The organism is Herbaspirillum sp. GW103, from assembly GCF_000261365.1.
Classification (GTDB): Bacteria; Pseudomonadota; Gammaproteobacteria; order Burkholderiales; family Burkholderiaceae_D; genus Herbaspirillum.
Genome location: NZ_AJVC01000004.1, coordinates 558,179 through 582,505, shown reverse-complemented (window position 1 = coordinate 582,505; position 24,327 = coordinate 558,179). Strand labels below are relative to the sequence as shown.

At 62.6% G+C, this 24,327-nt stretch carries 23 protein-coding genes; 20 read left to right on the top strand and 3 right to left on the bottom strand.

Annotation, left to right across the window (positions count from 1 at the left end; genetic code table 11):
- Window positions 1-97: 97 nt before the first annotated feature.
- The 17 genes from rpsA (at window position 98) to GWL_RS14665 (ending at window position 18,381) form a co-directional block, all read left to right on the top strand.
- Window positions 98-1,813 carry a 30S ribosomal protein S1 gene (rpsA, locus tag GWL_RS14745; protein WP_008331552.1) on the top strand — a complete coding sequence of 572 codons (1,716 nt, stop codon included), beginning with the start codon at window positions 98-100 and terminating at the stop codon, window positions 1,811-1,813.
- Between the two features lie 13 nt (window positions 1,814-1,826).
- A complete protein-coding gene (locus GWL_RS14740) occupies window positions 1,827-2,132 on the top strand; it encodes an integration host factor subunit beta (protein ID WP_006462119.1) in 306 nt (101 codons plus the stop codon).
- Window positions 2,133-2,458: 326 nt separating this feature from the next.
- Window positions 2,459-2,785, top strand: coding sequence for a lipopolysaccharide assembly LapA domain-containing protein (locus GWL_RS14735; RefSeq protein WP_008331551.1), 327 nt, complete (start codon window positions 2,459-2,461; stop codon window positions 2,783-2,785).
- A gap of 16 nt (window positions 2,786-2,801) precedes the next feature.
- A complete protein-coding gene (gene lapB, locus GWL_RS14730; RefSeq protein ID WP_008331550.1) occupies window positions 2,802-3,977 on the top strand; it encodes a lipopolysaccharide assembly protein LapB in 1,176 nt (391 codons plus the stop codon).
- Window positions 3,978-4,013: 36 nt separating this feature from the next.
- Window positions 4,014-5,393, top strand: a complete 1,380-nt coding sequence (locus tag GWL_RS14725) for a UDP-glucose/GDP-mannose dehydrogenase family protein (protein WP_008331549.1) — start codon at window positions 4,014-4,016, stop codon at window positions 5,391-5,393.
- A gap of 37 nt (window positions 5,394-5,430) precedes the next feature.
- Entirely contained in the window at window positions 5,431-6,366 is a 936-nt protein-coding gene (gene rfaE1, locus GWL_RS14720; protein WP_008331548.1) for a D-glycero-beta-D-manno-heptose-7-phosphate kinase, read from the top strand.
- A 133-nt stretch (window positions 6,367-6,499) separates the two neighbouring features.
- Window positions 6,500-6,943: a helix-hairpin-helix domain-containing protein gene (locus GWL_RS14715; protein ID WP_008331547.1), complete on the top strand. Its 444-nt coding sequence runs from the start codon at window positions 6,500-6,502 to the stop codon at window positions 6,941-6,943.
- Between the two features lie 191 nt (window positions 6,944-7,134).
- The gene (locus tag GWL_RS14710; protein WP_034351217.1) at window positions 7,135-8,106 is read left to right on the top strand and encodes a diguanylate cyclase; all 972 of its coding nucleotides are present in this window, start codon (window positions 7,135-7,137) and stop codon (window positions 8,104-8,106) included.
- A 97-nt stretch (window positions 8,107-8,203) separates the two neighbouring features.
- Entirely contained in the window at window positions 8,204-10,369 is a 2,166-nt protein-coding gene (locus GWL_RS14705) for a DNA polymerase III subunit gamma/tau (RefSeq protein WP_008331544.1), read from the top strand.
- Between the two features lie 82 nt (window positions 10,370-10,451).
- Complete coding sequence (locus tag GWL_RS14700; RefSeq protein WP_008331542.1) at window positions 10,452-10,778, top strand: YbaB/EbfC family nucleoid-associated protein; 327 nt, start codon at window positions 10,452-10,454, stop codon at window positions 10,776-10,778.
- A 99-nt stretch (window positions 10,779-10,877) separates the two neighbouring features.
- Window positions 10,878-11,180 (top strand): YciI family protein, encoded by a 303-nt coding sequence (locus GWL_RS14695; RefSeq protein WP_008331540.1) that lies wholly within the window; start codon window positions 10,878-10,880, stop codon window positions 11,178-11,180.
- Complete coding sequence (gene recR / locus GWL_RS14690; protein ID WP_008331539.1) at window positions 11,177-11,773, top strand: recombination mediator RecR; 597 nt, start codon at window positions 11,177-11,179, stop codon at window positions 11,771-11,773. Before GWL_RS14695 ends, recR begins: the two co-directional genes overlap by 4 nt.
- 359 nt (window positions 11,774-12,132) lie before the next feature.
- The gene (locus GWL_RS14685; protein ID WP_008331537.1) at window positions 12,133-13,380 is read left to right on the top strand and encodes a CaiB/BaiF CoA-transferase family protein; all 1,248 of its coding nucleotides are present in this window, start codon (window positions 12,133-12,135) and stop codon (window positions 13,378-13,380) included.
- Between the two features lie 103 nt (window positions 13,381-13,483).
- Entirely contained in the window at window positions 13,484-14,521 is a 1,038-nt protein-coding gene (locus tag GWL_RS14680; protein ID WP_008331535.1) for an ABC transporter substrate-binding protein, read from the top strand.
- A 125-nt stretch (window positions 14,522-14,646) separates the two neighbouring features.
- A complete protein-coding gene (locus tag GWL_RS14675) occupies window positions 14,647-15,456 on the top strand; it encodes an ABC transporter ATP-binding protein (RefSeq protein WP_034351215.1) in 810 nt (269 codons plus the stop codon).
- A gap of 36 nt (window positions 15,457-15,492) precedes the next feature.
- Window positions 15,493-16,344, top strand: coding sequence for an ABC transporter permease (locus GWL_RS14670; protein ID WP_008331531.1), 852 nt, complete (start codon window positions 15,493-15,495; stop codon window positions 16,342-16,344).
- Between the two features lie 282 nt (window positions 16,345-16,626).
- Complete coding sequence (locus GWL_RS14665; protein WP_008331529.1) at window positions 16,627-18,381, top strand: methyl-accepting chemotaxis protein; 1,755 nt, start codon at window positions 16,627-16,629, stop codon at window positions 18,379-18,381.
- A 162-nt stretch (window positions 18,382-18,543) separates the two neighbouring features.
- On the opposite strand, the gene mctP is transcribed toward GWL_RS14665, so the two are convergent.
- Together mctP and GWL_RS14655 are read right to left on the bottom strand one after the other, a co-directional pair.
- Complete coding sequence (gene mctP / locus GWL_RS14660) at window positions 18,544-20,040, bottom strand: monocarboxylate uptake permease MctP (RefSeq protein ID WP_008331527.1); 1,497 nt, start codon at window positions 20,038-20,040, stop codon at window positions 18,544-18,546.
- Window positions 20,040-20,219: a DUF3311 domain-containing protein gene (locus GWL_RS14655; RefSeq protein WP_008331525.1), complete on the bottom strand. Its 180-nt coding sequence runs from the start codon at window positions 20,217-20,219 to the stop codon at window positions 20,040-20,042. The genes mctP and GWL_RS14655 overlap by 1 nt, the downstream gene beginning before the upstream one ends.
- A 114-nt stretch (window positions 20,220-20,333) precedes the next feature.
- Between GWL_RS14655 and GWL_RS14650 the strand changes: the two genes are divergently transcribed.
- From GWL_RS14650 to GWL_RS14640, 3 genes are all read left to right on the top strand, one after another.
- The gene (locus tag GWL_RS14650; protein ID WP_008331523.1) at window positions 20,334-20,489 is read left to right on the top strand and encodes a hypothetical protein; all 156 of its coding nucleotides are present in this window, start codon (window positions 20,334-20,336) and stop codon (window positions 20,487-20,489) included.
- A gap of 65 nt (window positions 20,490-20,554) precedes the next feature.
- Window positions 20,555-21,412, top strand: coding sequence for an NAD-dependent protein deacetylase (locus GWL_RS14645; RefSeq protein ID WP_008331521.1), 858 nt, complete (start codon window positions 20,555-20,557; stop codon window positions 21,410-21,412).
- 33 nt (window positions 21,413-21,445) lie between these two features.
- On the top strand, window positions 21,446-22,483 hold the full coding sequence (locus GWL_RS14640) for a DUF4105 domain-containing protein (protein WP_008331520.1): 1,038 nt from the start codon (window positions 21,446-21,448) through the stop codon (window positions 22,481-22,483).
- Between the two features lie 143 nt (window positions 22,484-22,626).
- Here the strand turns inward: GWL_RS14640 and GWL_RS14635 are convergent, their stop codons facing one another.
- Window positions 22,627-23,964, bottom strand: coding sequence for a fimbrial protein (locus GWL_RS14635; RefSeq protein WP_237713578.1), 1,338 nt, complete (start codon window positions 23,962-23,964; stop codon window positions 22,627-22,629).
- Window positions 23,965-24,327: the final 363 nt, after the last annotated feature.

Sequence of the window (24,327 nt, the reverse complement as noted above, 5' to 3'; positions counted from 1 at the left end):
AACCCAGTACCCATGTCGTCGGCGGCAACGAAGACGGCAGTGCAAGTCAGCTTGATTGCATCACACGGATACCGGCCAATCTTTCTTACTTTCTTTTATGTCTACCACTACCGTTATCGCTGCAGGTGTTGATACCTCCAGCGAATTTGCTGCTCTGTTCGAAGAATCGCTGTCGCGTCAGGACATGCGTTCGGGTGAAGTCATCTCGGCAGAAGTCGTGCGCCTGGATCACAACTTCGTGATCGTCAACGCCGGCCTGAAGTCCGAAGCCTTCATCCCTGTTGAAGAATTCAAGAACGACAACGGCGAAGTCGAAGTCAACGTCGGCGACTTCATCTCCGTTGCGATCGAATCCCTGGAAAACGGTTTCGGCGACACCATCCTGTCGCGCGACAAGGCCAAGCGTCTGGCATCGTGGCTCTCGCTGGAAAAGGCGATGGAGTCCGGCGAGATCGTCACCGGTACCGTCAATGGCAAGGTCAAGGGCGGCCTGACCGTTCTGACCAACGGCATCCGTGCCTTCCTGCCGGGTTCGCTGGTCGACACCCGTCCGGTCAAGGACACCACCCCGTTCGAAGGCAAGACCCTGGAATTCAAGGTCATCAAGCTGGACCGCAAGCGCAACAACGTCGTTCTGTCGCGCCGTGCCGTGATCGAAGCCTCGATGGGCGAAGAGCGCGCCAAGCTGATGGAAACCCTGAAGGAAGGCACCGTCGTCACCGGTATCGTCAAGAACATCACCGACTACGGTGCGTTCGTTGACCTGGGTGGCATCGACGGCCTGCTGCACATCACCGACCTGGCATGGCGTCGTGTGCGTCACCCGTCGGAAGTGCTGTCGGTTGGCCAAGAGATCACCGCCAAGGTCCTCAAGTACGATCAAGAGAAGAACCGCGTCTCCCTGGGCGTGAAGCAACTGGGCGACGATCCGTGGACCGGCCTGTCGCGTCGCTACCCGCAAGGCACCCGCCTGTTCGGCAAGGTCACCAACCTGACCGACTACGGTGCATTCGTGGAAGTCGAACAAGGCATCGAAGGCCTGGTGCACGTCTCCGAAATGGACTGGACCAACAAGAACGTGGCCCCGAACAAGGTTGTCCAGCTGGGCGACGAAGTCGAAGTCATGGTTCTGGAAATCGACGAAGAGCGTCGTCGTATCTCCCTGGGCATGAAGCAGTGCAAGCCGAACCCGTGGGACGACTTCGCCATGAGCCACAAGAAGGGCGACAAGGTCAAGGGTTCGATCAAGTCGATCACCGACTTTGGCGTGTTCATCGGCCTGCCGGGCAACATCGACGGCCTGGTGCACCTGTCCGACCTGTCCTGGACCGAAGCTGGCGAAGAAGCCGTGCGCAAGTTCAAGAAGGGCGACGAGCTGGAAGCCGTTGTGCTGGCCATCGACGTGGAACGCGAGCGCGTCTCCCTGGGCGTGAAGCAACTGGAAGGCGACCCGTTCAACAACTTCGCTGCCCTGAACGACAAGGGTGCGATCGTGACCGGTACCGTCAAGTCGGTTGAGCCCAAGGGCGCCGTGATCCAGCTGACCGACGAAGTCGAAGGCTACCTGCGCGCTTCCGAAATCTCCCGCGACCGCGTGGAAGATGCCGGTACCCACCTGAAGGTTGGCGATGCCGTCGAAGCCCTGGTCATCAACATCGACCGCAAGGCACGCAGCATCCAGCTGTCGATCAAGGCCAAGGACAACGCCGAGACCCAGGAAGCCATGCAGAAGATGTCGGCTGACTCCAACGCTGCTTCGGGCACCACCAGCCTGGGCGCGCTGCTCAAGGCCAAGCTCGACAACAAGAACTGATCTTCCGGTCACGATGACAAAGTCGGAGCTGATCGCCCGTCTGGCTGAGCGTTATCCGCAACTTGTTGCCAAGGATGCGGATTACGCGGTCAAAACCATCCTCGATGCCATGGTCGACGCTCTCGCGACCGGCCAGCGCATCGAGATCCGTGGTTTTGGCAGCTTCGCGCTCAACCGCCGTCCGCCGCGTATCGGCCGCAATCCCAAGTCTGGTGACAAGGTGATGGTCCCTGAAAAACGGGTCCCCCACTTCAAGCCGGGCAAGGAATTGCGCGAACGCGTCGATGCGATGGTCGGCCAGCCAATCCGCGAGGATTGACCCGGCTGAGCCTGTGACCAGACAGTTCTTGCCGGGCGCAAATGAAGTTTTCTGCGCCCGCGAGCAGTAATAATCGTTGAATGCTGCACATTCGGACATCGCCAGGTGAACGGGTGTAAAGGCAGATCAACAAAATGAACGGCATCTTTGGATGCCGTTTTTTTTCACGTACAATCCCGATCTACCCCGGATTGACCGGGAATGCGCGCGAAACAGGCGCGATTTTTCCGTCCAGCGCAATAATGCTGCAGACCGGCACCGCTTACCGGCGAGCCTGGCCTGCCTGCCTTCGGGCAATATCACGACCCGCCAGAAAGGATTACGCCATGAAAATACTGTCCCGATTGATCGCGGCCATCCTGTTCGTGTTCTTCTTCTTCTTTGCGCTGCGCAATACTCAGGAAGTGACCATGCACTTCTTCCTCGGCTATGAACGTACCGACCCGCTGGTGCTGGTGCTGCTGGCCTTCTTCGTGATCGGCGCCGTCCTGGGCGTGCTGGCCATGGCACCGCTGGTGCTGCGCCACCGCCGCGAAGCCACGCGCTACAAGAAGGCGCTGTCGCAAGTTCAGAAGCAACAGGAAGAAATCGCCCAGGTGCAGGCCCAGCCGCCGCAACCTGACAGCGTCATCACTGCGCAGCACATCCTCTAATTGTCTTTCACTATTTATGGAATTTGAATTTTGGTGGTTGCTCGGCATCCCGGTCTTCTTCGGCCTGGGGTGGATTGCTGCGCGGGTGGATATCAACCAGTTGCTCTCCGAGTCGCGTACTCTGCCGCGCGGCTATTTCAAGGGGCTCAATTTCCTCCTCAACGAGCAGCCCGACAAGGCCATCGATGCCTTCATCGAGATCGTCAAGCTGGACCCTGAAACGGTGGAATTGCACTTCGCCCTGGGCAATCTGTTCCGCCGCCGTGGCGAGACCGAGCGCGCCATCCGTGTGCACCAGAACCTGCTGGCGCGTCCCGACCTGCCGGCCGAGCATCATGGCCATGCACTCTACGAGCTGGGCCAGGATTACCTGAAGGCGGGTCTGCTGGACCGTGCTGAAGAAACCTTCAACAAGCTCATCGACACCCCCTACAGCGCCCAGGCCGGACGCGCCCTGCTGGAAATCTACCAGCGCGAGAAGGAATGGGAGCGTGCCATCTCCGCTGCCGAGATCCTGCAGGCCACCGGCGCCGGTGGACGCCAGCGCGAGATTGCCCAGTTCTACTGCGAACTGGCTGCCGACGAACTGGTGCGCACCAATACCGAGGCGGCCATGGCCTTGCTGGACAAGGCCCTGGCCGCCGACCGCAAGAGCGTGCGCGCCACCATGCTCATGGGCGACGCGTTGCGCGCGCGCGGCGATATCGAAGGTGCGCTGGAAACCTGGCGCCGCGTCGAGCACCAGAGCGTGCCGCACACCGCCCTGGTGGCACAGCGCCTCATGGATGGCTACATTGCCGTGGGCCGTCCGCAGGAGGGCATCAACCTGCTGCGCGCCTACCTGGCCGAAGCGCCCTCGATCGACCTGCTGGAAGTGGTCTTCAAGGCCGTGCTGGATGCCGATGGTGTCGACGCGGCCAATGTGCTGGTGAGTGAAGAATTACGCCGCACCCCGACGCTGCTGGGCCTGGACAAGTTCCTGGAAGCGCGCATGATGAGTGCGCCCCAGACCGTGCGTCCCGAGCTGGCCGTGGTCAAGACCCTGGTGCACGGTTACACCCAGAAGCTGGCGCGCTACCAGTGCAGTCACTGCGGCTTCAAGGCGCGTCAGTTCTACTGGCAATGCCCGGGTTGCAGCCAGTGGGAGACCTATCCGCCGCGCCGCACTGAAGAATTGAATGTCATGAATTGAGGCCCTTGCGGGCTGTACTTGAACTTAGGAACCAACATGAAAATCACCATCATCGGCACCGGCTACGTAGGCCTGGTGACCGGCGCCTGTCTGGCCGAACTGGGTAACGACGTATTCTGCCTGGATGTCGACCAGCGCAAGGTCGACATTCTCAACAACGGTGGCATTCCCATCCACGAACCCGGGCTGGAAGAAGTGGTGGCGCGCAACCGCGCGGCTGGCCGCCTGCAGTTCTCCACCGACGTGGCCGCCAGCGTGGCCCATGGGGACATCCAGTTCATCGCCGTAGGCACCCCGCCTGATGAAGACGGTTCGGCCGACCTGCAATATGTGCTGGCGGCTGCCCGTAACATCGGCCGTCACATGCAGGGCTTCAAGGTGGTGGTGGACAAGTCCACCGTGCCGGTCGGTACGGCCGACCGCGTCACGGCAGCGATCAGGGAAGAACTGGCCGCACGCGACCAGACCGAGCTGCATTTTTCGGTCGTCTCCAATCCGGAATTCCTGAAGGAAGGTGCTGCTGTCGAGGACTTCATGCGCCCTGACCGCATCGTCATCGGCCATGATCAGACCGCCGATGGCCTGCGCGCCCAGGCCCTGATGAAGAAGCTCTACGCCCCCTTCAACCGCAACCATGAACGCACCTACTGGATGGACGTGCGTTCGGCCGAGTTCACCAAGTACGCCGCCAACGCCATGCTGGCCACGCGCATTTCCTTCATGAACGAACTGGCCAACCTGGCTGATCGTGTCGGTGCCGATATCGAATCGGTGCGCCACGGCATCGGCTCCGATCCGCGCATCGGCCACAGCTTCCTGTATGCCGGCTGCGGCTATGGCGGCTCCTGCTTCCCCAAGGATGTGCAGGCCCTGGAACGTACCGCGCGTGATTACGACCAGTCGCTGCTGATCCTGCGCGCCGTGGAGCAGGTCAACGACCTGCAGAAGCACGTGCTGGGCAAGAAGGTAGTGACGCGCTTTGGCCAGGACCTGTCCGGCAAGCACTTCGCCATCTGGGGCCTGGCCTTCAAGCCCAACACGGATGACATGCGTGAAGCCTCCTCGCGCGTGCTGATCGGTGAACTGGTGCGGCGCGGTGCCAGCGTGGCGGTCTACGATCCGGTGGCCATGAAGGAAGCCGCCCGCGTACTGGAACTGGACTTTGCCGAGGAGAGCGCCGGCCTGCAGCGCATCCGCTTTGCCTCTTCGCCGATGGACGCGCTGCAAGGCGCCGATGCCCTGGCCATCGTCACGGAATGGAAGGCCTTCCGCAGCCCCGATTTCGAACGCGTCAAGGCAGCGCTGAACCATCCGGTGATCTTCGACGGGCGCAACCTGTTCGATCCGCAGCTCATGGCCGACAGTGGCATCGAGTACTACGGCATCGGCCGTTCACTGCAAGCGCGCGTGCAATAAGCCCCCGCGCAACCTGGATAGGAAGGTAGAGCACATCGTGGACAAGAACATCGCGACCGCCTGGGATGCGGCCCGCATCCTCATTGTTGGCGACGTCATGCTGGACCGTTACTGGTTCGGGGAAGTCAATCGCATCTCGCCCGAAGCCCCGGTCCCGGTGGTGCGCGTCGAACGCAAGGAAGAGCGCCTGGGCGGCGCCGCCAACGTCGCCCGCAATACCGCCAGCCTGGGTGCGCAGACGGCGCTGCTGGGCGTGACCGGCGACGATGAACCGGCCCGCGTGATGGACAGCATGTTGGGCGAGATGGGCATCCGCAGCCATCTCAACCGCGACCCCAGCATCTCCACCATCGTCAAGCTGCGCGTGATCGGTCGCCAGCAGCAACTGGTGCGCATCGATTTCGAGGAAGCCCCGACCGATACGGTGTTGCGCGACAAGCTCACGCAATTCAATTCACTGGTGGCTGACTACGATGTGATCATTTTTTCCGATTACGCCAAGGGCGGTCTGGTCAACGTGGCTGAGATGATCGCCACCGCCCGGAAGCTGGGCAAGCGCATCCTGGTCGATCCCAAGGGCGATGATTTCGCACGCTATGCGGGGGCCTCCGTGCTCACGCCCAACAAGTCGGAACTGGTGCGTATCGTCGGCCAGTGGAAGAACGAGGAAGAGCTCACTGCACGCGCCCAGAAGCTGCGCGCCGAACTCGATCTCGAAGCCCTGCTGCTGACCCGTTCGGAAGAAGGCATGAGCCTCTATCGCGATGGTGAAGTTACGCACTTCCCGACCATGGCGCGTGAGGTGTATGACGTCTCCGGTGCCGGTGATACCGTCATCGGCACCCTGGCCGTGATGCTGGGTGCGGGCGCTTCGCTGGTCGATGCGGTGACCATGGCCAATCGCGCCGGCGGCATCGTGGTCGGCAAGCTGGGCACGGCCACCGTCACGCGCGAGGAATTGCTCGCAGCCTGATTTGAGGGCGATTTCTAGCGCAATTTCGGTCAACAGGCTGATGCGGTTTTCGTTGAGCAAGGGCAGTCCACCTTCGGGTGGGCTGCCCTTTGTTTTTCCTCCAACCGAACGTTGCAAGTCGAAAGGAAACATCATGTTGAAGAAAACCCTGTTGTTCATCCTCAGCTTCTTCGCCGCCACCGCCCTGGCCTGGGCCGAGGTGGACGTCAACAAGGCCGACCAGGCCGCGCTGGACGGCGTACGCGGAATCGGACCTTCCATGTCCAGACGCATCCTGGAAGAGCGCCAGAAAGGCGGCGCCTTCAAGGACTGGGCCGACCTGGAACAGCGCGTCAAGGGCATCAAGGACAAGGCGGCCGTGAAGCTGTCCGCCAACGGACTGACGGTCAACGGGCAGGCCAAGGCGGGGGCGGCCGCAACGGCACCCAAGGACGGCAGGCAAGGCAAGTCCTCACGGGCTGAGAACAAGGCCGGGGAGGGCGCTGCCAGGTCCGCCAGGTCCGACGACAAGGCAGCGGAAAAAATGACGGACAAGCCCGCCGACAAGGCTCCTGAAAAGGCGGCGGCCGGCAAGTAAGCGCGTGGCAGGCCGGGGAGCGGGGAGCCTGTCATTCGTGCTCGACAAGGATGCAGCGGCTGACAGCAAAAGCCGACAAGCGGTGGTGCAATTGTGAAAAACTAATTCTTGTTTCTCCAAAAATTTGGGGTTAAAGTCATTCGCAGCCTTTCGTTAAAGGTGGTACCCACGTCCATTCTGTGCTGATGACCATGAGAATCGCCGAGCTGCCCGCCAATGAAGCCGCCCGTATCGACGCCCTGCATTCGCTGCGCATCCTCGATACCCCGCGCGAAGAACGATTCGACCGTCTGACCCGCCTGGCCCGGCGGTTGTTCGATGTGCCGATGGCGGTGGTGACGATGATCGATGTCCATCGCCAGTGGTTCAAGTCCTGTGTCGGCATGGGAGATGCCACCGAGACCTCGCGCGACGTTTCCTTCTGCGCCCATGCCATCCTGCATGAAGGTCTGACCATCGTGCCTGATGCCCGGCTCGATCCGCGCTTCGCCGACAATCCGCAGGTCACCGGCGAACCTTTCATCCGTTTCTATGCGGGATGCCCCATCAAGAGCGAGAGCGGTTTCACCCTCGGTACGCTGTGCCTGGTCGATACCCGGCCGCGCGCTTTTGAGGCCGATGAGCAGGCCTTGCTCAAGGATCTGGCGGCCATGGTGGAGCAGGAGCTGGCCGCCGTGAAACTGGCCACCATCGACGAGCTGACCGGCGTATCCAACCGGCGCGGTTTCGAGTCGCTGGCGCGGCATGCCATGGCCACCGGCAAGCGCACCGGCCGGCCAGCCTGCATGCTGGGATTCGACCTCAATCATTTCAAGCAGATCAATGATCGCTTCGGTCACGCCGAAGGCGACCTGGCGCTGGCCGATTTTGCCGGGCTGCTGCTGACCAGTCTGCGCGAGTCCGATGTCATCGGTCGCCTGGGCGGGGATGAATTCGCGGTCTTCCTGACCAATACCGCGCTGTCCGACGTCCCGGTGGTGCTGGAGCATCTGCAGGGGGCCCTGCAAGTCTTCAACCAGAGCGCTGGGCGCCAGTATCAGCTCGATTATTGCGTGGGCGTGGTGCAATATGATCCGCAGCAACACGCCGACCTGGCAGCGCTCCTGCACAGCGCCGATCTGGCCATGTATGCGCAGAAGAAGGCGCGTCGCGCACCGGCCTGATGCCGGGGCAGGGCGGCAGCGTGCAGGCAAAGGCGTTGGCGGCGGCGAAATAGCTTAAAATGCCCCCCTGAGCCAAAAAGCCCACGGCAGCCACTCCATGTCTTATCAAGTTCTCGCCCGCAAATACCGTCCCCGCAGCTTCGACACCCTGGTCGGCCAGGAACACGTCGTGCGCGCGCTGACGCACGCGCTCGAACAGCAGCGGCTGCACCACGCCTATCTCTTCACCGGCACCCGTGGCGTGGGCAAGACCACGCTCTCGCGCATCCTGGCCAAGTCGCTCAATTGCGTCGGTCCCGACGGCAGTGGCGGCATCACCGCTGCGCCCTGCGGCGTGTGCGAGGCCTGCGTGGCCATCGATGCCGGCCGCTTCGTCGACTACATCGAGATGGACGCCGCCTCCAACCGCGGTGTGGACGAGATGGCGCAGTTGCTGGAACAGGCCATCTATGCTCCCTCGAACGCGCGCTTCAAGGTCTACATGATCGACGAAGTGCACATGCTCACCAACCACGCCTTCAACGCCATGCTGAAGACGCTGGAAGAGCCGCCCGAGCACATCAAGTTCATCCTGGCCACCACCGATCCGCAGAAGATTCCCGTGACCGTGCTGTCGCGCTGCCTGCAGTTCAACCTCAAGCAGATGCCACCGGGCCACATCATCGGCCATCTCGACAACATCCTGAACCAGGAAGGCATCGAATTCGATCCGCCCGCGCTGCGCCTGCTGGCGCAAGGCGCATCCGGGTCCATGCGCGATGCGCTCTCGCTGACCGACCAGGCCATCGCCTATGCCGCCGGCAAGGTCACGCTGGAAGCCGTGCAGGGCATGCTGGGTGCGCTCGACCAGTCCTACCTGATCCGCATCCTCGATGCCCTGGCGCTCCAGGACGGCGCCGCGCTGCTGGCTGTGGCCGATGACATGGCCACCCGCAGCCTGTCCTACAACGCCGCCCTGCAGGATCTGGGCACGCTGCTGCATCAGATCGCGCTGGCCCAGGCCGTGCCGGCCGCGTTGGCCGATGACCTGCCCAATCGTGAAGATATTCTGCGCCTGTCCGGCCAGTTCAGTGCGGAGCATGTGCAGTTGTTCTACCAGATCGCCGTCCATGGCCGCAATGAACTGGGGTTGGCCCCTGACGAATATGCAGGTTTCAGCATGACGCTGCTGCGCATGTTGGCCTTCCGTCCGGTCAGTGCCAGCGCCAGCGCACCGCTTCCGCCCGCGCCCGGTGGCGGCCGTGCGGCCGCGCCGCGCCAGGCCGCACCCCTGCTGGCGCCGCAGGCCGCCGTGACGAGCGCACCGGTCAACCGTGCGCAACCGCAGGCTGCCGCTGCGCCTACCCCGGCACCAGCACCAAGCCAGACGCCGCCGCTATCGGCGCCTGCGGCAACGCCTGCTGCCGCCACTGCTGCGCCGGCTGCACCGGCTGCACCGGCTGCACCGACCTCGGCACGCGAGGCGGCGCTCATGGCCCTGCGCGGCGGCAAGGGCGGCAAGGCGGCTGCCCGGCCGGCAGCGCCAGCACCGTCGACGGCACCCGTCCCCTCGGTTGCCCCCGCAGCAGTTGCCAGTGCGCCAGCGCCGACCGCCCCAGCCGTGGCGCCGTCGCAGGCGGGCCGTGCTGCGCAGTCGATCCCGCCGGACATGCCCGAGCCACCTCCTTTCGACGCCATCCCCCCCTGGGAAGACGATACCGGTTCGTCCGCCATGCCGCCCGCGGTGCCGATGCCCGGCTTTGCCGAAGAAAGAATGGATACTGCGCCTGCTCCTGCCACCTCCGCAGCGGCACCCGCAGAACCTCCCGCGCCCCAGCGTCCGGCCGCCACTCCCGCGCAGCAGCAGGAAACTGCACGCATTGCCGCCGAACTGGGCTGGGATGGCCACTGGCCGACGCTGGCGGCCAGTCTTACCGCGCTGCGCGGCGTGGCACACCAGATGGCCTTCCAGAGCGAACTGGTGCGTTGCGAGGCGCTCAATGGCGGCAACGTCTGCTTCCACCTGCGTATCCCGCTGGAAACCCTGCGTTCCTCGGGCAGCATCGAAAAACTGGTCGCGGCCCTGTCTGAGCGTTTTGGCAAGGAAATCCGGGTCGAGACCGAGATCGGCGCCGTGGCCGATACCGCCAATGCCGTGGCCGAGGCCGAACGTGCCGAGCGCCAGCGCAAGGCCGAACAGAAGATGAAGAGCGATCCCTTCGTGATGAGCATGATGCGCGAGTTCGGCGCGTCCATCGTGCCGGGGTCGATCCAGGCGTTGTGAGGCATGGACGGCGAGGCAAGGATTGCCGACCGTCTGCCCAAACGCGATAGAATTCCGTGAATTGAAACAAGGAGCAATGAGCATGATGAAAGGTCAACTGGCAGGTCTGATGAAGCAAGCACAGGCCATGCAGGACAACATGAAGAAGGCCCAGGAACAGCTGGCCAGCATCGAAGTCGAGGGCCAGTCCGGCGCCGGCCTGGTGAAGGTCGTGATGACCTGCAAGAACGACGTCAAGCGTGTCTCCATCGACCCGTCGCTGCTGGCTGACGACAAGGACATGCTGGAAGACCTGGTCGCCGCCGCCTTCAACGATGCCGTGCGCAAGGCCGAAGCCACCGCCCAGGAAAAGATGTCGGGCGTCACCGCCGGCATGCCGCTGCCCCCGGGCTTCAAGATGCCGTTCTGATGCGCTCCTCTGCCCGGTGGCCAGTGCCGCCGGGCGCAGGCAGCATCGCGCGGGACAGTCTGATTCTGATGGAATGCAGGATTGCTTAGTGGAGGCACCATGTTCATCGTCTCGATCACATACACCAGGCCGGCAAGCGAAATCGATTCCTTGCTGACTGCGCACAAGAAATTCCTCAACCAGCAATATGCCGAGGGCGTATTCCTGATGTCCGGCCGCAAGGTGCCGCGTACCGGCGGCATCATCATTGCCGACTGTGCCGACCGTGCCGAGATCGAAGCCATCATGGAATCCGATCCCTTCTTCATCGGTGGCGTGGCCGAATACGAGATCATCGAATTCGTCCCCTCCATGACGGCAGAGGCGCTGGAAGCCTTCCGCTATTCCGTAGACCGCAATTGAAAACGCCCTCCAGTCTCACCCTCCTGACCGAATCGCTGCGCCGGCTTCCCGGCATCGGCCCCAAGACCGCGCAGCGCATGGCCTACCACCTGCTGCAGCACGATCGCGACGCTGCCGCCGACCTGAGCCAGTCGCTGGCCAAGGCGCTCGATACCATCCGTCATTGCGCGCTGTGCAATACCTTCACCGAACAGGTCGTCTGCGAAACCTGCCAGGACAGCCAGCGCGACCACACTCAGCTGTGCGTGGTGGAATCGCCCTCGGACCAGGTCATGATCGAGCAGACGCTGACCTTCAAGGGCTTGTACTTCGTACTCATGGGCCGACTCTCGCCGCTGGACGGGATCGGGCCGCGCGACATCCATCTCGAAAAACTCATCACCCGTGCCACCGATGGCGTGGTCAGCGAAGTCGTACTGGCCACCAATTTCACCAACGAGGGGGAAGCCACCGCCCACTACATCAGCGAAACCCTCAAGGCCCGCGGCCTGAAGGTCAGTCGTCTGGCGCGGGGTGTACCGGTCGGCGGTGAACTGGAATACGTGGACGCCGGCACCATCGCCCGCGCCATGCTGGATCGCCGTACTACCTGAGCGGCAGGCGACGGCCCATGCTCGTCCGCTGCGTACCCGATGCCCGGGAGATCGTTTTCAGATGAAAAACTTGCAGGCATGACGTCGCCAATGACGGTCAAAATGCGCGACATTGCGCGCATGCTGCAATAGAATGTGGGCTGCCGGCGCGCACGTATGACGTCAGGCCAGGAGCTGCAAGGTGTTGATCAACCCGCACACCGTGCCGTGCTCTTGCCCGCCGCGCAGCATCACCCGAATCCACTGCATTCCAGGACACCGGCCATACCCCCACAAGAGCCGGATCCCGCAGCATCGACAGAGAGGAGAACATCGGATCGCCCGCAGGCCGCTTCTGCCAGGCATCCGGTGCAAGCACGATGAGCACAGCCACATCCAAGCCCGGTCCGCTGGCCGGCATCAAGGTACTCGAACTGGGCACGCTGATTGCGGGGCCCTTCTGCTCGCGCATGCTGGCCGAGTTCGGTGCCGAGGTCATCAAGATCGAAGCCCCCGGCAATGGGGATCCCTTGCGTCAGTGGCGCGTGCTCAAGGACGGCACCTCGCTGTGGTGGTCGGTCCAGGCGCGCAACAAGAAGAGCATCACCCTGAACATGAAGGATGAGCGCGCCCAGGAGATCGCCCGCAAGCTCGCCCTGGACGCCGACGTCATCATCGAGAACTATCGGCCCGGCGTACTGGAGAAATGGAAGCTCGGCTACGACGACCTCAGGCAGCTGAACCCGGCCACCATCATGGTGCGCCTGTCCGGCTACGGTCAGACCGGTCCGCTGCGCGACCTGCCGGGCTTCGGTGCCATCGGTGAATCGATGGGCGGCATCCGCTACGTGTCCGGTCATCCGGACCGTCCGCCGGTGCGCATCGGCATTTCCATCGGCGACTCCATCGCAGCGCTGCACGGCGTGATCGGTGCCATGATGGCGCTGCGTCATCGCGATGTCACCGGTGGTCGCTGGAACGGCAAGTCCGGCGCCCAGTGCGTGGCAGGGCAGGGGCAAATGGTGGATGTTGCCCTGTATGAAGCCGTCTTCAACATGATGGAATCGATGGTGCCCGAATTCGATTTCGCCGGTGTGGTGCGTGAACGGACGGGCGGCGCTCTGCCGGGCATCGTGCCGTCCAACACCTATACCACGGGCGATGGCATGAACATCGTCATCGCCGGCAACGGTGACGCCATCTTCAAGCGCCTGATGGTCGCCATCGGCCGCCACGACATGGCCAGCGATGCCGGCCTGGCGCGCAACGATGGCCGGGTGCCGCGCACCGAGGAAATCGATGCCGCCATCCAGCAGTGGTGCGACACGCAGACCATCGATGGCGCCCTGGCCACGCTGCAGGCCGCCGATGTGCCGGTCGGCAAGATCTATTCGGTCAAGGACATGATGAACGATGCGCAATTCCTGGCGCGCGACATGTTCGAGCAGCACCAGTTCGCCGACGGTACGCCGGTCAAGCTGCCGGGCATCACGCCCAAGATGTCCGAGACGCCCGGCCAGACCAGATGGCTGGGGCCGGAGCTGGGTGCCCACAGCGATGAAATCCTGCAATCGCTGGGGTATGATGAGGCCCACATCAAGAAGCTGCGGGACGAAGGCGTTCTCTGAAGCGGCATGACAAAGGCAGACTCCCTCCACGGGGTCGCCGGCAACAAGCGGTACAACAAGCTGTACAACAAGCAATACCCCATCCACACAAGGAGGAGACATAATGAAATTGAGCTGGAAGCAATTGCTGATCGCCGCTGGCCTGTTCCTGGCCGGCTACTTTTCATTCAACGGCAGCGCCGGTGCGCAGGCACTGGAAAAACCCAAGGTCTCCATTGCCGTGGGCGGCAAGAACCTGTTTTATTATCTGCCCCTGACCATCGCCGAGCAGCTCGGCTATTTCAAGGATGAGGGTCTGCAGGTCGAGATCTCCGACTTCGCCGGTGGTGCCAAGGCACTGCAGGCCATGATCGGCGGCAGTGCCGACGTGGTCTCGGGCGCTTATGAGCACACCATCAACATGCAGGCCAAGAACCAGCCCATCACGGCCTTCGTGCTGCAGGGCCGCGCTCCGCAGATCGTGCTGGCGGTCAACAACAAGACCATGCCCAACTACAAGACCGTGGCTGACCTCAAGGGCAAGAAGATCGGCGTCACCGCCCCCGGCTCCTCCACCAGCATCATGGCCAGCTACGTGCTGGCCAAGGCGGGCCTGAAGCCCTCCGATGTTTCCTTCATCGGCGTGGGCGCCTCAGCCGGTGCCATTTCGGCCATCCGCTCGGGGCAGATCGATGCGATCGCCAACCTCGATCCGGTGATTTCCATGCTCGAGCAGCACAACGAGATCAAGACCATCGCCGACACCCGCACCCTGAAGGATACCAATGACGTCTTCGGTGGCCCGATGCCTGCTGCGACCCTGTATGCACCGGCCGCCTTCATCCAGAAGTATCCCAACACCACGCAAGCCCTGACCAATGCCATGGTGCGCGCGCTGAAGTGGATCCAGAAGGCCGGCCCTTCCGACATCATCAAGGCCGTCCCGGAAAGCTATCTGCTGGGTGACCGCGCGCTCTACATCGACGCCTTCATGAAGGTGCGCCAGGCCATCTCGCCGGACGGCTACTTCCCGCCGGGCGGCCCGGACACGGCGCTGCGTACCCTGAAGGCTTTCGAGCCCTCGCTGGCCGACAAGCAGATCGACCTGTCCAAGACCTTCACCAATTCCTTCGTGCAGAAAGCCAACGCCAAGTACAAGTAAGCGCAGCGCTCCCGGCCTGTGCGACTGCAGCGCAAATGCCCGGCAACGGGCATTTGCACATCTGGGGCCGGGGCCTGCCAGTTCCCTACGTATCCTCCAACGGGGCCGCAGCGGCCCGCATTGCCATGACGCCAGCACTCCAGTTCGACAACATCACCTGCACCTTCGTCTCCAAGGACGACCGTTCCCAGCGCTACACCGCCGTGGCCAATACCGATCTTTCGATTGCACCGGGTGAATTCGTCTCCGTGGTCGGCCCGACCGGCTGCGGCAAGTCCACCCTGCTCAATGTCGGGGCCGGTCTGTTGCAACCCTCGTCGGGCAGCGTCAAGGTCTTCGGTGAAGAACTCAAGGGCATCAACCGTCGCGCCGGCTACATGTTCCAGGCCGAGGCGCTGATGCCCTGGCGCAGCGCGCTGCAGAACGTGATTGCCGGCCTGCAGTATCGCGGCCATGATGAAAAGGCGGCCCAGGAACTGGGCCAGCAATGGCTGTTCCGCGTGGGCCTGCAAGGCTTCGGCGACCGCTATCCGCACCAGCTCTCGGGCGGCATGCGCAAGCGTGTGGCGCTGGCGCAGACGCTCATCCTCGACCCCGACATCATCCTCATGGACGAGCCCTTTTCAGCCCTGGACATCCAGACCCGCCAGCTGATGGAAAACGAAGTGCTGGACCTGTGGAACGCCAAGAAGAAAGCCGTGCTCTTCATCACCCACGACCTCGATGAAGCCATCGCCATGTCCGACCGCGTCATCGTGCTCGCGGCCGGCCCCGGTACGCACCCCATCGGCGAATTCCGCATCGACCTGCCGCGTCCGCGCGACGTGGCCGAGATTCGCATGCACCCGCGCTTCGTCGAACTGCACCAGCAGATCTGGGATGTGCTGCGCGATGAAGTCCTCAAGGGTTATCAACAACAGAAGCGCGCAGCCTAAGCCGGGCGAAAAAGATCAGGGAAGAGAATCAGCATCATGTGGAAATTATTTAAACCGAATCACAAGAACATCCGTTTCTGGCAACTGATGGTACTGGCCATCGTGCTGCTGGTCTGGCACGTGGCCACGCGCAATCCTCAGACCGCCTTCTTCTTCGGCGAACCGCTGAAGGTGGCACAGCGCATCTGGGAGTGGTTCACCGTGGGCAGCGGCTCGCTGGAAGTAGGTATTGGCGACACGACCTTCTTCACGCTCAACTTCCCGGCGGAGATTTATTCACACCTGTTGATCACCCTCACCGAAACCGTGCTGGCCTTCATCATCGGCACCGTCTTCGGTCTGGCCATCGGCCTGTGGCTGGCGCTCTCGCCGACCGCCTCGGCCATCCTCGATCCCTATGTGAAGGCGGCCAATTCCATGCCGCGCGTGATCCTGGCGCCGATCTTTGCGATGTGGTTCGGCCTGGGCATCTGGTCCAAGGTGGCGCTGGCGGTGACGCTGGTGTTCTTCATCGTCTTCTTCAACGTCTATCAAGGCGTCAAGGAAGTCAGCCCGGTGGTGCTGGCCAATGCCCGCATGCTGGGCGCCAATGCGCGCCAGCTGTTGCGCACGGTCTATCTGCCCTCGGCCACCTCGTGGGTGTTCTCCAGCCTGCACACCTCCATCGGCCTGGCCTTCGTCGGTGCGGTGGTGGGTGAGTACCTGGGCTCGGCGCGCGGCGTCGGCTACCTGATCTTGCAGGCCGAAGGGACCTTCGATATCAACACCGTCTTTGCCGGCATCGTCGTGCTGACCATCTTTGCCCTGGTGCTGGACCTGGCGGTGGGCGTCATCGAAAAGCGGCTCATGAAGTGGCAGCCCAAGAGCGGTGAGACCGAGAAACTCTGAGTCGGTGGCTTGAGTGGGCGGTGTTGGGGCGATATGAAGCTCCACGCGCCAGACCCGGCGCAAAAGGGCAGCGGTAGGCGATACCGCTGCCCTTTTTCTTTGTTGTAGTGACGTTTTGTGTGCAAAACCGGGGGAATTGCGGCACTTGTCGGCAAGAGGGACTGGCTGGGCCGCTTGTTCAAGATCGAAGAAAAATGGGGGGTTTACACCCCTCTTTCGCTCATTGCCCCTTCGTCCGGATGGCTAGGATGGTGATCCGCTGCCACTTGACCGGAGTTTCCCATGACTATTGCCAGAAAGCTCTACGCGATGATTGCCATCGCCATTTTCGGAATGCTGCTGTTGGCTGGTGTCGGTACTTACCAGATTGATCGCGTCAATACGGCGGCCAGCTATTCAACCATCAATACCGTCCCCAGCATCCTTGAACTCGACCGAGCGGTTGATGCGGTGTACACCATCCAGCTCTCGCTCAGGAAGTACATTTCGGCGCCCAATCCTGCGGTCCGCCAGGAAGCCGAAAAAAGTATGATGGCCGCCCGTGCCAGCCTGGACAAGGCGTTCACGACCTATGAGAAGGAAGACCTCACCGATGCCACTGACGGTGATCTGCTCAAGGAAGTACGCAAGCGCGTTGCCGCATACGAGGACCTGCGTACCAAGTTGATCGCACAGGCGCTGACAGATCAGGCAGCAGCGCTCGCTGGCCTGGAGTCGAGCCAGCCAGTTGCCGATGCAATGATGAGCGCGCTTGAGGAACACAAGAAATACAACGTGAAACTCGGTCAAACGGCTGCCCAGACTGCCTCCGACACCAAGAACCAGGCCACTGCCGTTGCGCTGATCATCAGTGCCCTGATGGCCGTGGTGATCGGCTGCATCGGGGTATTGCTGGCAAGGAATATCGGGAACTCGCTCAGAATGGCTGTCTCGACCGCCGAGGCTGTCGCCCAGGGCGATCTGACGCTGCGCATCAGTACCGCTTCCAACGATGAAATCGGTCAGCTCCAGCGGGCGTTGGGGAGCATGGTCTCCAATCTGTCCAACGTGGTCACGGAGGTCCGTGCCAGCGTCAATACCATCGCCGTTGCCTCAGGGGAAATCGCCGCCGGCAATATCGACCTCTCTTCGCGTACCGAACAGCAGGCAGGTTCCCTGGAGGAAACCGCCTCTGCCATGGAAGAGCTGACCTCCACCGTCAAGCAGAATGCCGACAACGCCCGCCAGGCCAACCAGATGGCCGACGCGGCCTCCCATGTGGCGACAGAGGGAGGGCAAGTCGTCGGACACGTGGTCACCACCATGGTGGACATCAACGAAGCCTCTCGCAAAATCGTCGACATCATCAGCGTCATCGATGGCATCGCGTTCCAGACCAACATCCTGGCCCTGAATGCCGCCGTGGAAGCAGCCCGTGCCGGCGAGCAAGGGCGCGGCTTTGCCGTGGTCGCCTCGGAGGTCCGCACATTGGCCCAGCGTTCGGCAGCAGCGGCCAAGGAAATCAAGGAGCTGATCGACAACACCGTGGCCAAGGTGGATGAAGGCAGCAGACTGGTGGAGCAGGCTGGATCGACCATGGAGCAGGTGGTTTCCAGCGTGAAGCGTGTCACCGATGTGGTCAGCGAGATTACGGCGGCAAGCAGTGAACAGAGCGATGGTATCGGCCAGGTCAATCAGGCCATCACGCTCATGGATGAGGCGACTCAGCAGAACGCGGCGCTGGTTGAAGAAGCTGCAGCCGCCTCCAAATCCCTGCAGGACCAAGCCGATCGTCTGGCGGGCGCAGTCGCCTTCTTCAGGGTGGAGTCCGCGGACCGCGGCCCGATTGAACCATCCCGCAATACCTCTGCAAAACCGCGGGCCATGGAGGCGGGAAAGGCGCCGGCAAGTCCTGCTCACCGAGAGCCCAAGGAAAGAATGATCGCCCCATCCCCGAGTCCGAAAGCCAAGCCCAAGATGTCCGAGACCCCGGCCTTGGGTAGCGCGAAGACCGAGAAAGCGACGAAAGAGGGGGCTGCGGATTGGGAGGAGTTCTGATCCGGCAGGTCTGCCCTCGGTTTGAAGAAGGAAAAAAAATGCTCCTCGATGAGGAGCATTTTTTACGCCGGTCGTTGCAACTTTCGGGATAACGCCGGCGCTTGCCTGCGACAGGCCGATGTGCAGAGACATCGCACCCGAAGGTAGCGATGTCTCTTTGCATCAACGCTTCAATGCAGGCTGCGAGCCCTTGCCCAGGATCAGGTTGGCAATGACGGCGACCACCACGTTCAGGGCCAGCGCAATGATGCCGGTGTAGAGCGTATAGGTCTGGCCGCTGACGATGAAGCTGTGCACCGGCTTGATGCCGTCGGTGAAGGCCAGCCAGCTCCCGCCGATGATGCCCACGGCCCAGCCGCACAGCAGCGCGCGGGCACCGAACCAGCTCACGAAGAGCCCGAAGACCAGCGCCGGGAAGGTTTGCAGGATCCACACGCCGCCCAGCAATTGCAGGTCCAGCGCGAACTTGGTCGGCAGGAACAGGATGAACACCAGCGCACCGAACTTGACCACCAGCGACACCACCTTGGCCACCTTGGCTTCACCTTCGTGGCTGATGCCAGGATTGACGTAGGGCTTCCAGAAGTTGCGGGTGAAGAGGTTGGAGGCACCGATGGACATCACCGCCGCTGGCACCAACGCACCGATGGCGATAGCGGCAAAGGCGAAGCCCGCAAACCAGCTCGGGAAGAGGCCATTGAACAGTGCCGGCACGACGTCGTTGTTGGCCTGCACCTTGATGCCAGCCGCGTAGGCCATGTAGCCCAGCAGCGCGATCAGTCCCAGCAGCACCGTATAAGCCGGCAGGAAGACGGCGTTCTTGCGGATGGTATTGGCATCCTTGGCCGCGAAGATGCCGGTCAGGGTATGCGGATACATGAAGGCCGCCAGTGCCGAGCCCAATGCCAGCGAAGCGAAGGGCAGGAACTGCGTGGGCTTCAAGGTCAGGCCGGTGGCACCGCCCTTGAGCGCAAAGGCCTCGCGTGCCGAGTTGAACACCGCGCCGTAGCCGCCCAGCTTGGCCGGTACCACCACCACCGCCACCAGCACCACGATGTAGATCATGATGTCCTTGACGAAGGCGATGAGCGCCGGAGCCCGCAGGCCGGCCGAGTAGGTGTACAGCGCCAGGATCACGAAGGCCGCCAGCAGCGGCAGTTCACCACTCAGGCCCAGGGCCTTGATGACCACTTCCATGCCGATGAGCTGCAAGGCAATGTAGGGCATGGTGGCGATCACACCGGTCAGTGCGATGGCGAACTCCAGGGGACGCGACTGATAGCGTCCCCACACCACATCGGCGGCCGTCACGTGGCCGGCCTTGTGGGCGGCATGCCACAGCTTGGGCATGATCACGAACACGATGGGATAGACCAGGATGGTATAGGGCAGGGCGAAGAAGCCATAGGCTCCCACCGCATAGACCAGTGCCGGCACCGCAATGACGGTATAGGCGGTATAGAAGTCGCCACCGACCAGGAACCAGGTGATCCAGGTCCCGAAGTTGCGGCCGCCCAGGCCCCACTCATCGAGGTGGGCACCCTTGTTGCTGCTACCGCCGGCCATCCATTTGGAGGCCAGAAAGCCCATCACGGTGACCAGGGCAAAGAAGAACAGGAAGACCCAGAGTGCGGTCCAGTGGATGTTGGACGCCTCCATTATTCGACTCCCTTCTTCAGGCCATCACGATAGACCAGCCAGATGATGAATGATGTCAGCGGCACCCACGCAAACTGGTACCAGTAGAAGAAGGGGAAGCCGAACAGGCTGGGCAATTCGGCGTTGTAGAAGGGGACCCAGAGCAGGCCGATGAAAGGCAGCAGAAGTAATAGCCGCATGATTGATGCTCCTCGAACTTTTGGCGGAAGAATTTTTATGTCGGCGCCGCCCGGCCTTGCGGGCCTGGGGCGCCTTGAAAGTTGCAGGCGAATTATAGGGAGAATCCGGCAAACGTGTTCGATCTCGGCCAGATGAGCCGGCAGGATGAGCGGATCCAGGACAGTTCGGCGAACGCCGTTGGTGCACTGCTCGCTTATCCGGCCCTGTTGACGACCTTGGGTGAACTGGCGCGGGCGTCGCCGGCGCACGGCCTGCAACCATACGCCTGAGCTCTGCAGGCTTGCGTGAATTCGCGTAGGCTGGCGGCTGTCCTGATTTTCCAGCGAGTTAGCCCATGAGCGAGAGCCTGTCTGTTGCCGAGGAGGCCGTCGATCTCCTGCCCGCGCTGGCGCAATTGCTCAAGACCCATCGTCAGGTGCTGGTCCTGACCGGCGCCGGCGTCAGCACGGCCTCCGGCATCCCCGATTATCGTGACGACAGTGGTGTGCGTCGTGGCCGCCTGCCCATTCAAGGGGCCGAGTTTCGCCAGTCCGAAGCAGCCCGCAAGCGCTACTGGGCGCGCAGCATGCTGGGCTGGCCGCGCCTGGCACAGGCCGCGCCCAATGCAGCGCACCGGGCGCTGGCGCGACTGCAGCAGGCCGGTTACCTCGGCAACATCCTCACCCAGAATGTCGATGGCCTGCACCAGCGGGCGGGCAGCGGCGAGGTGACCGAACTGCACGGCAGCATCCATGCGGTACGTTGCCTGGGCTGCAGCACGGTCTATCCACGTGCCCAGATCCAGCAGGAGCTGCTGCGCGGCAATCCCGATTTCGTCCATCTGCAGGCCGAGGTCCTGCCCGATGGCGACGCCCGGCTGGAACCGGAGGCCGATGCCGCCTTTCATGTACCGACCTGCGCAGCCTGTGGTGGCATGCTGCAACCGGACGTGGTGTTCTTCGGTGATGGCGTACCGGCCGCACGCAGTGCAAAGGCCGAAGCGATGGCCCGGAGCTGTGATGCCATGCTGGTGATAGGTTCTTCGCTGATGGTGTTGTCGGGCTTTCGCTTTGCGCGCATGGTGGCCGCTGCGGGCAAACCGGTGGTGGCAGTCAATCGCGGCATCACGCGCGCCGATGGATTGCTGGCCTTCAAGTTGCGCGAGGATGCCGACGCGGTCTTGCCGCGCCTGGCGAGTTTGCTGGGGGCCTGAGCGGCGCCTTGATCAAGCCGGGGATGGATGCCAATGGGGCTGGTACATGCTGTGATGATGATGGTGTTGGGCCTGCTCACGCTGGGCCTGGCGATATGGGGCGGGTTTGCGTTGTGGTTCCAGCTTGCGCGGGCCGCATGGCTGCGCATCGCGGCCATCGCACTGTGGAGTCTGCCGTCGGCTGCGACGCTGGCGCTGGTGGCTGGGATGCCGGGGCTGCCCGGCCTCCCGCTTTCCTTGCGCTGGGGGCCAGTGCTGTTGGTGCTGGCCGGTATCGCCATGGCGGGCTGGTGGAGCGGTATCCGCCCCAGTCATGAGCGCGACTGGGCTGACGATGTGGCGCGCATGCTGGTGTCGCAGGTGCGGGGCGATGTCGTCAAACTGGACAATGTGCGCAATTTCACCTGGCGCACTGAGAGCGACTACGACATCGTCTGGGAATCGCGCCAGGTTGATCTGTCGCAACTGGTCTCGGCCGATCTGCTGCTGTCCTACTGGATGGGGCCGGCCATTGCCCACACGCTGGTGTCCTTCGGTTTTGCCGATGGTCCGCCTCTGGTGTTCTCCCTGGAGATCCGGCGCGAACGCGGCGAGGCCTTCTCCGCCCTGGGCGGATTCTTCCGCAAGTTCGAGACCGTCATCGTTGCTGCCGATGAGCGCGACATCATCCTTACCCGCACCAACGCACGCGGTGAGGATGTGTATCTGTATCGTCTGCAATTGCGTCCGGATCAGTTGCGCAAGGTCTTCCTCGGTTATCTCGAACGCGCGGCGCAATTGTGCGAGCGCCCGCGTTTCTACAACACCCTCACCAGCAACTGCACCACCATCGTGTTCGAACTGGCACGCCGTCTCTCCCCCTCTCTGCCGCTGGACTATCGACTGCTGCTCTCCGGCTACTTTGCCGAGTATGTATTCGACCACGGTGTGCTGACACCGGGTTACAGCTTCGCTCAATTGCACCAGGCCGGGCGTATCACCGAGCGCGCTTTACAAAGCGGCCTGCAGCAGGACTACAGCAAGCGCATCCGGCAGGGTGTGCCTGGCATCGCTCCTGCCCAGTGGCGTTGAAACGGCTTGCGCATGCGCAACCTGATCTTCGCGCAGGTTACGGCAGCCTGGCCAGAGGCCGGGGCCAGCGCGGAAATACCTTGTTGCCGAATTGATGGAACTGAACCGCGCGAAGCCTCAGACGCCGCGTGCCCTGCGCACTTTTACTGCACCTTGACGATGACGTAGGCGGTAGCAAACACCCGTCCTGCGGCCACGGTTTGTCCAGGCAACTTTTGCAGCGTGGCCGTCAACCGCTTCTCTACCGTGAATTGAGACACCGGCGTTGCCGGTGCCGGGGCGGGTGGCGGGCAGCGTGCTGCGTTGCCGGTATCGAGCCGATACCAACCGGCATTACGTCCGGCCGGCAAGGGGCTGGACATCCATTGTCCGGCCAGCGGCGAACTGAGGAACAGCATCGGCTGCTGGCCTTCGCTGTCGCTAAGGCTGATGCCCACTCCTCTGGCCAGCGAAGGATCAAGGCCGTAATTGTCCGAGAGCAGAAAACGGACCCCCTGGTCCTGATTGACATACCCCAGTTGCCGCGCTGCCGCCAGCGCGCCCGGCGAAACCTGGATACCGAAGGCGGTCTGGTTGTCGTCGGTGCCCGCTGCGCTCGGCGGTCTTGCATTGACGCCCTCGTCGCAGCGGAAGGCCAGCGTGAATTCCACCTGCCGTGTTTCGCCCCGTCTGAGTTCCTCTTCCGAGATCGTCGGAAAAACCACTTCCGGGGTTACGTTCTGGACCACGCATGACGGCAGCACGCTCAGGGTGGCCGCCTGGCGCATGCCGAAGGCGATGCCGTTGGCGGCACCGAAGAACAGGAAGCGCGTCGCGTGATCTTCGCCATCATCATCCATGTCCCCGCTGGCGCGGTTGTAGCCAGGGCCGCGCAGCATCAGATAGCCATTGGGCTGCAGGCATCGGTAGGGAACGGCGGCCTGTCGCGTGGTGTCCGGACGGTCGCCGCACCAGTTGCTGGTACCCGTCCCGGGACTGAGATCGGAGACGCGGGCAATCTCGGCCTTGATGGGGCTGAGATGTTTGGCGCGGATCAGAATCTTCTTGCGGGCTTCATCGATGTCATAGCTGTCCAGTCGGGCGGACTGGTAATAACGCGAAAACACCTTGCCCGAACGCAGATGCGTAAGTCTGATCGCTACGCCGGGAAACCAGGTCCGGTAAAAGCCGGCGAGACCATCCTGTCTGCCAATCTCGGCAAAGCCGCCAACACGGTCATCGCCATTGGTGGAAAACACCTCCGAGATTTGTCCGGCATCGGCCAGGTCACAGGTCCACAGCAGCGTATCGCCGCTGATGCCGGAGGCCTCCGCCGCCGTGGCGACGGCACTGCCCAGCATGGTTCCGGCAGGCTGCAGCGCCGTGCTGGCGAGGTTGATGCGGCCGAACCAGAACTGGGACGAACCGCCATCGCTCAATGGCGTGAAGGGATACTCGATACGATTGTTGCGCTTGCAGAGTGCGTGGCTCGGGACCGACAACAGACACAGTACGAGCGCCGCGAGCAGCCACCGCACATGTCGCGACGGCCACCTGGGGTGAGATGCGCCAAGGCGGCAGCGATCGGATGGGCGAGCGGTCAAGGAAAGACTCCGGTGAGGACGTGGAAGCCACGCATGCTCGCGCACATGAACCGTCCGATCAATGGGCCTGCGCCTCACTGCGCATGGGCGTGCGCCCATTGACGACAGCGGGCGCCGCTTGGGATTTCGCCCATGTGCCAATCAGACTGGACCAGGCACATCTTGGGGGTGTACCGATTCTTGCGCATCGCGGGCTTGCCTATGATGCGACTGGTGCCGGACACATAGCGGTTGGTGTCGGCACTCTTTGTGGATCAACCG